Consider the following 7236-nt stretch of genomic DNA (forward strand, 5'->3'; position numbering starts at 1 on the left):
CCATCGGGGCCATCGGGGCCATCGGGGCCATCGGGGCCATCGGGACCATCGGGACCGTCCGGACCACCTGGCTCGTCGGGACCACAATCGACAACGCAGGTATAGGCATTGGCCAGCCGGTAATCCCAATTCAGCGTGCCACCGTCAAGCAGATTCTGACTGGCATCGGTGCTTCCGGGTCCGAACGCGTACAGCTTGTATTGCCACGGCCCTGCGGCGACGTAGCCACCGCGTAGCGCGAAGGCATCCGCACGCGAGTGACCACCCACCTGCACGATCGAGATGCCCTCGTGGGGTTCGACAATGCCGTTGAGATTGCTGTCAGTGAGTGCACCGGATCCGATGGACCCGATGTGCAGTGACGTCACGCCCGTTGTGCTGACATTGCCTTCTACCAACAACCGGTCGGTATGTTGTCCAGCGATTGCGCCGCCCTCATCCAGGCGTGTCTGCAGGGCCGCCATGCCACCGGATCCTGCCAGGTCGCCCTGGATACGCAGTGCGCCGGGGGTGCCGTTGCCAAAGCCGGGCAGGAAAACAAATCCTTCGGAGAGATCCAGGCGCCCCACGCTTGAGTCATGCTCCAGCCACCAGGAACTGGCTGACGCCACTGACATGTCGCGGACGATATCGGTGCTGCCCGCCCAGTAGCTTCCGTTGGCGAGAGTCATATCGACGTTGCGCGTGGCGCCTGAGGAGCGAACGATGTCGCCGTGGCCGACACTGCGGTCGAAGAAGATGTCGGCGGAACTTGTCTCCCCTACCAGCACAGCGAGCAGGCCATCGCCGCGCGCGGAACTTCCATCGAGCATGCGCCAGCGGCCGTGACCGTCGACATTCATCGCCGCGTCGTTGAAAGCGTGCATGGTCGATCGAGTCGATTCGACCAGCCCGCCGTCAGTCACGTGGACCGCGGCCGCACCTTCGCCGCGGGCAGTGATCGAACTGTCCATGATGTGGACGCTGGCGTCGGGCCCCGTTGCCGATATCCCGTGCGACTGCCTTCCGGTTGTAGTGACACCGCTGCTGCTGATGCGTATCTGTCCGCCGTTGGCCCATGCGCCCCGGGCCTGGTCGCCGGAAGTAAAGACCGTATCGCTGGTCAGCTCGATGCGCCCCTCGGCGTCTGCCATCGCGCCATGGCTATCGGTGCCTGACGTGGTGATCGTACTGGCGACGACGGTAGTGGCGGCGTTCCCGGCGCTGACGCCCACGCTACCTGTGCCCAGGGTGACGATCGAACCGATGTCGAAGTTCACCTGGCCCCGGTCGCGTACGACCACCCCGTTGGCATGATTACCTTCGGTGAGGATGCCGTAGGAAGGCGCGACGATGATGGCGTTGGTACCCTCGACCCAAAGCCCGGCGGCATCGTCGCCCATGGTGCGAACGCGGCCGCTGCCACCGAGGATGATCAACGAGTTCGCGTGGGCAACCGCAGCGTGAGCCGCGCGGCCCTGCGTGGTAATCGAAATATCCGAGGTGGTTAGACGGCCGCCATTGAGCACGTAAAGCCCGTAGCCCGTTGACGCCGGGTTGGTCGAACCATCCAGTTGGGTGATGTAGTGGAAGCCCGGCGTGCCGGTCTGCGTGCCACCATCGACCACAAGGTTTCCCGTCGATGGTATCAATCCCGTGGCACGCCCGTCGTCGGCGTACGCTAGCAGTGCAGCCGCGACGGCGCAGGCGAGATGGCGTGGGCCATGCCGATGGTGAACGCGCGCGCGGTGGCTCATCGTGCGGCGCTCGGCCCCACGGACTGGATGGTTGCTCATGGTGACGTCCCTTTGTGTTGCCTGCGCTGCGCTGACGGCGTGTAAGACCGTTCTGACAGACGAGAGGCGGCACGTTAGAGAGTCGACGGGTCCATCGACATACGAAAATTCTGAGTTGTCAGAATAGTTCGCGGAAAGGGCATATTTGCGCGAAACGTGGAAGCGCCATGCGGTTATCTCGGCAAAAATAGAAAGTTTTTCGACTACCTTTGATCGACGTCGAAGGCCGCGCGAAGCCAATGCGAAGTCGGCTCGCTGGCAGCGCCATCGTAAGTAACCACGTCAAAGCGACAGGCAACACCGCCGAATCCGCGCCCGGTTGCCAGGAAGTGGCGTGCTGCCCGCACGATGCGCTGCCGCTTGGCTGGTGTGATCGATGCCGCGGCGCCGCCGAAACGGTAGCTGGCGCGATAACGCACTTCGACGAAAACCAGCTCGCGGCCATCGCGCATGATCAGGTCCACCTCCCCGTCGCGCGTAAGGTAGTTGCGCGCCAGGCACAAAAGTCCGTGCCGCTCGAGCATGCGGCAGGCGAGTGTTTCAAAGTGGTCGCCTGTAAGGCGGCGGCTGGTGACCATGTCGTTCCCTCGACAGTTGGCCGGCATCCGTGCCGGCGACGGTGCGATCTATTGCGTGTTGGTGGAACTGTCCTCGATGCCCGTGGCCGCGGGGGCATCCATTTCTAGGCTGCCGGCCACCGGGCGGGCCAGTCCATCCTGGAAGCGGGCCCACGTAAGCACGCGGCGCACGCGGCCGAACTCGTCGGCGGTGAGTTGGCCGCTGGCGCCGGGCAGGTAACTGCCCACATGCGATCGTAGCCAGTCGAGGTAGGGCACCAGCGCCCAGGCATCCATGCCGAAGGCGAACAGCCGCGCGTTCACGCCACGGACGCTGGCCAGGCCCGCGGCAAGATCGCCGCGGCGGGGCAGGCCAGGTTGCGCGTCGAACATCCACGGCGCATCGCAAAACTCCACGCCGTCAAGATCCTTGTCGCTGGTGGCGTCATCGATGCCCGCGTAGATGTGCGAGGTGCCGAAGACGGGTGCGGCGACCTTGGCCAGGTGCAACTGCGGCAGCAGCAGGCGCGCCTGCTGCGGTTTCATGCTGATGAAGATGCCCGACCCCTCGGCGCTGTCGATGCCGCCGACCTGGTCGCTGAAATTCACCGCGCTCGCCTGCAGCGTGGTGGTGCGGGTGAGCTTGCCGCCCCGTGCTGCGTATTCGGCAGCGAAGGCCTTGCCCGCGCGCGAAGCGAAATCGTCGCTGCTTAGCATGGCCACCGCCGAGGTGATGCCGCGATCGATCATGTGGTCGGCGACCTGGGCGCCTTCGGCCTCGGGCAACAGGCCGAATTCGCTGGTGCCACCGGGCGGCAGTACGCGTTCGGTGGGATGATTCAGTGCCAGCACTGGCACGTTCAGTGCGCCGCGAGCGAACAGGGCGGCCACGCCGTCACGGTTGAGCGGTCCCACCACCAGGGTGGCGCCGTCCTTCACTGCCTGGTCGTATGCGCTAAGGGTATGGGCGGCGTCGTTACCGCTGTCGTACACCTTCACGGTGGGGCGTGGCGCGCCATTGCGGCCGGCGTCGAGGTAGGCGGCGAAGAAACCATCGCGAACGACATTCCCGGCGCTTGATAACGGCCCGCTGGCGGGCAGCAGCAGGGCGACGGCAGTGGGCGCGCGGTAGCCCTCGCGCACGCCCGGTTGGCCACCGGCGCCGACGGTACCCACCGGCTGGGCAAGCTGGGCCGGTGCGCGGGCCACGGCCACGCCCAACTGCGTCTGCGCTTCATGGACCCAGGGCTTCAGGCGGTCGTCGGGCCCCAGCTTCGCGTCGGTGGCGGCGAGGTTGTCGGTGCCCATGGCGACAAGCTCCGCCAGGGCGAGCTTGCGGTTGTGCTCGCGATCGATGCCGGTGAGTGAATCATCCATGCCGATGCGCGTCTGCGCCGCGGCCCAGTGGTCGCCGCTGGCCGCCTGCGCACGGGCGCGCACCTCAAGCAGGCGCGCCTGCAAGCCAGGGGAGATCGGGTGCTCGGGATTGCCGGCGAGTGACAGGGCGGTGGCCGGGTCGTTCTTGCGCAGCGCGAACTCGGCGCGGAGAAGGTCGAAACGGATGGCGTCCTCGCCTTCCAGATGGCTGCGGCGGACATCCGCAAGCGCCTGCTCGCTGCGGTCGAGCTTGCCGCCCTGGCGCCAGGATTCGGCAGCGAGCAGCCGGTAGTAGTCGGAATACTGGGCGTCCTGGCCGGCCAACGCCATGTAGGCATCGGCCGATTGCTCGAACTGGCCCCGCGTGTACAACGCCTGGGCGCGCTGGGCACCGTCGTTGGCCGGAGGCGTACGGGTGCCCGGCAGCGGTACGCAGGCCAGCAGCATCATCGAAAGCGCCACGGCCGCAGCCGGCAGGCGAAGCATGCGCATACGGATCAATTCCTGAGGTGGGGACCGCTTCGAGTTCACCGCCGATCATAGCCGAAGCGGTCGTGGGCCCGGTGCGAAGCCGTGCGCGTTGGCGCCGCGACGCGCCCAGCGCCTACACTGGTCGTTTCACCGACGCCACGGCCGCCATGACCGGTTCCCTTTATATCGTTGCCACGCCGATCGGAAACCGCGATGACATCACCTTGCGCGCCGTTCAGGTGCTGCGCAAGGTGGCCGTGATCGCTGCCGAGGACACCCGGCATAGCCGCCCCTTGCTGGTGCATCATGGTATCGACACGGCGTTGATGACGGTCCATGACCATAACGAGCGCGATGCCGTGGGCGGGGTGATCGCCCGGCTGAAGGCCGGTGACGACGTGGCGCTGATCTCCGACGCGGGCACGCCCCTGGTGAGCGATCCGGGCTTCCGCCTGGTCCGCGCTGTCCGCGCCGAAGGCCTGCGCGTGGTGCCCGTACCCGGGCCCTGTGCCGCCATCGCGGCGCTGTCGGTGGCGGGATTGCCCAGCGATCGCTTTGTCTTCGAAGGCTTCCTGGCGGCCAAGGCCTCAGCCCGGCGCACGCGGTTGCAGGCCCTCGCCACCGAAACGCGCACGATCATCTTCTATGAATCGGGCCATCGCATCGTCGAGGCCTTGTCCGACATGCGCGATGTTTTTGGCGCTGCCCGCGCCGCGGTGCTGGCCCGAGAGCTGACCAAAATCTATGAGACCGTGATCGACGAGCCGCTCCAGGCCCTGGCCGCGCGCGTGGCTGGCGACCCGGACCAGCAGAAGGGCGAGTGCGTGGTGCTGGTGGCCGGGGCCGGTGATGACGCCGACGCCCGGCTCGCCGAAGGCAAGCGCGTGTTTGCGTTGCTCCGCGAGGAATTGCCGGCCTCGCGTGCCGCCAAGCTGGCGGCGGCGATCACCGGCGCGCCGCGCAAGGAACTCTATGAAGCAGGCGATTGAAGCTGCTCTTCGCCGGTTCCTTGACCGGGGTCAGAGTAATCACTCCGACCCCTAACCCACCGACTCTCGTTAAGCCCGGTGCTGTATCATCAATCCCGGAGTCGGCCGGACAGTCGCGTCCCGCGCAAGCGGATCGAGGAAAGTCCGGGCTCCACAGGGCAGGGTGCCAGGTAACTCCTGGGCGGCGTGAGCCGACGGCCAGTGCAACAGAGAGCAGACCGCCGATGGCCCCGCAAGGGGATCAGGTAAGGGTGAAAGGGTGCGGTAAGAGCGCACCGCGTACGGGGCTAACGTCGTACGGCTAGGTAAACCCCACCCGGAGCAAGACCAAATAGGGGAACGATAACGCGGCCCGCGTTGTTCCCGGGTAGGTTGCTGGAGCCTGGCGGCGACGCCAGGCCGAGAAGAATGACTGTCGCGCCGCAAGGCGTACAGAACCCGGCTTACAGGCTGACTCCACCAACGCAAGGCGAAGGGGCGACGTGCAAACGTCGCCCCTTCTTTTTTGCGATCTCAAAATCAAAAAAACCCGCTGATTCAACCACCTCACGCACCTTCCTGAGAAACGTCCCGAAATTGCGATGAACGTAGCCTTTCTCATTGATTCACAAGTAAAAATCGCTTGACAGTCTCAGGAGGCGAGACTATCGTGGGCCTCAGTGGAAAAACGTGGAAAATAGTGGGAGTTGTCAGGTGTTCCAAGGTGAAACCGCCATCACGGTCGACGACAAGGGCCGACTCACGATCCCGACGTCGTATCGGGACACGGTGGCGGCTGACTGCGGAAACCGACTGGTGGTCGCCTACAACCCGTTCGAAACAGGCTGCCTGTGGATTTTCCCCTATCAGGAGTGGGAGAAGGTCCGCGACCAGGTCAATGCGCTACCCACGGTCAAGGCCGTCCACCGGGCCTTGCAGATGAAACTGGTGGGTGCGGCGGCCATCGTGGAGCCCGACGGCGCTGCCAGGTTCCTGCTCCCGGCGAGCCAACGTGCAGCGGCAGGCATCGAAAAAAAAGCCGTACTGCTCGGCATGGGCAACAAGTTCGAACTGTGGAGCGAGCAGGCGCACCTGGCGAAGATCCGCCAGACCATCGGCGAAGACGAGATCAGCGACGACATGGCCGATTTGCGCTTGTAGGAAATCAATCGAGGTGGCGGTGGAACGGGAGCGGGATGCAGTGATGGCGGGGCGCGAACTGCGGCATATCCCGGTGATGCTTGACGAAGTCTTGGAGGGGCTCGCCGTGCGGACGGGCGGTCGATATCTGGATGGCACTTTTGGTCGCGGTGGACACGCCCGCGCCATCCTTTCCCGTCTCTCCGAATCCGGCCGCCTGTTCCTGATGGACCGCGACCCGACCGCCATCGCCACGGCCGCCGCCGAACACGCAGGCGATGCCCGCGTGGCCATTCGCCACGAGAATTTCGCCACGCTCGGGCAGTGGAGCGAAGCCACCGACCTTGACGGCATCCTGCTGGACCTGGGTGTGTCCTCGCCGCAGCTCGACGATGCCGAACGCGGCTTCAGCTTCATGGCCGACGCACCCCTGGACATGCGTATGGATCCCACCCGCGGCGAAAGTGCCGCGCAGTTCCTTGCCCGTGCCAGCGAAGAGGACATCGCCCAGGCGCTGTGGACCTACGGCGAGGAGCGCCATGGCCGGCGCATCGCCCGCGCCATCGTCGCCCGCCGCCAGGATGAGCCCTTCGAGCGCACCGGCGACCTCGCCGCTTTCTGCGCGAAGCTGCTCGGCCGCCGCGAGCCGGGCAAGAACCCGGCCACGCGCACCTTCCAGGCCCTGCGCATCCAGGTCAACGCCGAGCTCTCGTCGCTGGACGAAGGCCTCGATGCCGCGCTCGAAGCCCTGCATCCCGGTGGCCGCCTGGCGGTGATCAGCTTTCATTCGCTCGAAGACCGCGCCGTCAAGCAATTCATCCGGCGCCATGAAGGCCGCGTGCAGGGCAGCCGCCGCGCACCGCCGGCGTTGACCACGCCCGTGGCCCGGCTTGCCCCGGTGGGCAAGGCGATCTTCCCCTCCGATGCCGAGATCGCCGCGAATCCGCG

6 protein-coding genes and 1 other RNA gene are annotated in these 7236 nt (G+C 65.9%); 4 read left to right on the forward strand and 3 right to left on the reverse strand.

Going from position 1 to position 7236, the window contains the following annotated elements; genetic code table 11:
* The 3 genes from VK519_RS01655 to VK519_RS01665 all read right to left on the reverse strand — a co-directional run.
* The coding region (locus tag VK519_RS01655; RefSeq protein ID WP_324347035.1) for an autotransporter outer membrane beta-barrel domain-containing protein at positions 1–1775 on the reverse strand (1775 nt) is incomplete at its 3' end.
* A gap of 203 nt (positions 1776–1978) precedes the next feature.
* Positions 1979–2353 (reverse strand): YraN family protein, encoded by a 375-nt coding sequence (locus VK519_RS01660; RefSeq protein WP_324347037.1) that lies wholly within the window; start codon positions 2351–2353, stop codon positions 1979–1981.
* Positions 2354–2401: 48 nt separating this feature from the next.
* Positions 2402–4201: a penicillin-binding protein activator gene (locus tag VK519_RS01665; protein WP_324347039.1), complete on the reverse strand. Its 1800-nt coding sequence runs from the start codon at positions 4199–4201 to the stop codon at positions 2402–2404.
* Between the two features lie 146 nt (positions 4202–4347).
* On the opposite strand from VK519_RS01665, the gene rsmI reads away from it, so the two are divergent.
* From rsmI to rsmH, 4 genes are all read left to right on the forward strand, one after another.
* A complete protein-coding gene (gene rsmI, locus VK519_RS01670) occupies positions 4348–5169 on the forward strand; it encodes a 16S rRNA (cytidine(1402)-2'-O)-methyltransferase (protein WP_324347041.1) in 822 nt (273 codons plus the stop codon).
* A gap of 97 nt (positions 5170–5266) precedes the next feature.
* An RNA gene (gene rnpB / locus VK519_RS01675) (RNase P RNA component class A) lies at positions 5267–5631 on the forward strand.
* A 231-nt stretch (positions 5632–5862) separates the two neighbouring features.
* Positions 5863–6309, forward strand: a complete 447-nt coding sequence (mraZ, locus tag VK519_RS01680; RefSeq protein ID WP_324347042.1) for a division/cell wall cluster transcriptional repressor MraZ — start codon at positions 5863–5865, stop codon at positions 6307–6309.
* Positions 6310–6352: 43 nt separating this feature from the next.
* A partial coding sequence (gene rsmH / locus VK519_RS01685; protein WP_324347044.1) for a 16S rRNA (cytosine(1402)-N(4))-methyltransferase RsmH occupies positions 6353–7236 on the forward strand: 884 nt, incomplete at its 3' end.

The organism is Pinirhizobacter sp. (assembly GCF_035317885.1).
Lineage (GTDB): Bacteria > Pseudomonadota > Gammaproteobacteria > Xanthomonadales > Rhodanobacteraceae > Pinirhizobacter.

Excerpts from the sequence above, each read along its gene's own strand:
- VK519_RS01660 (WP_324347037.1), bottom strand. The coding sequence starts at position 2,353 with ATGGTCACCAGCCGCCGCCTTACAGGCGACCACTTTGAAACACTCGCC.
- rsmI (WP_324347041.1), top strand. The coding sequence starts at position 4,348 with ATGACCGGTTCCCTTTATATCGTTGCCACGCCGATCGGAAACCGCGAT.
- VK519_RS01665 (WP_324347039.1), bottom strand. The coding sequence starts at position 4,201 with ATGCGCATGCTTCGCCTGCCGGCTGCGGCCGTGGCGCTTTCGATGATG.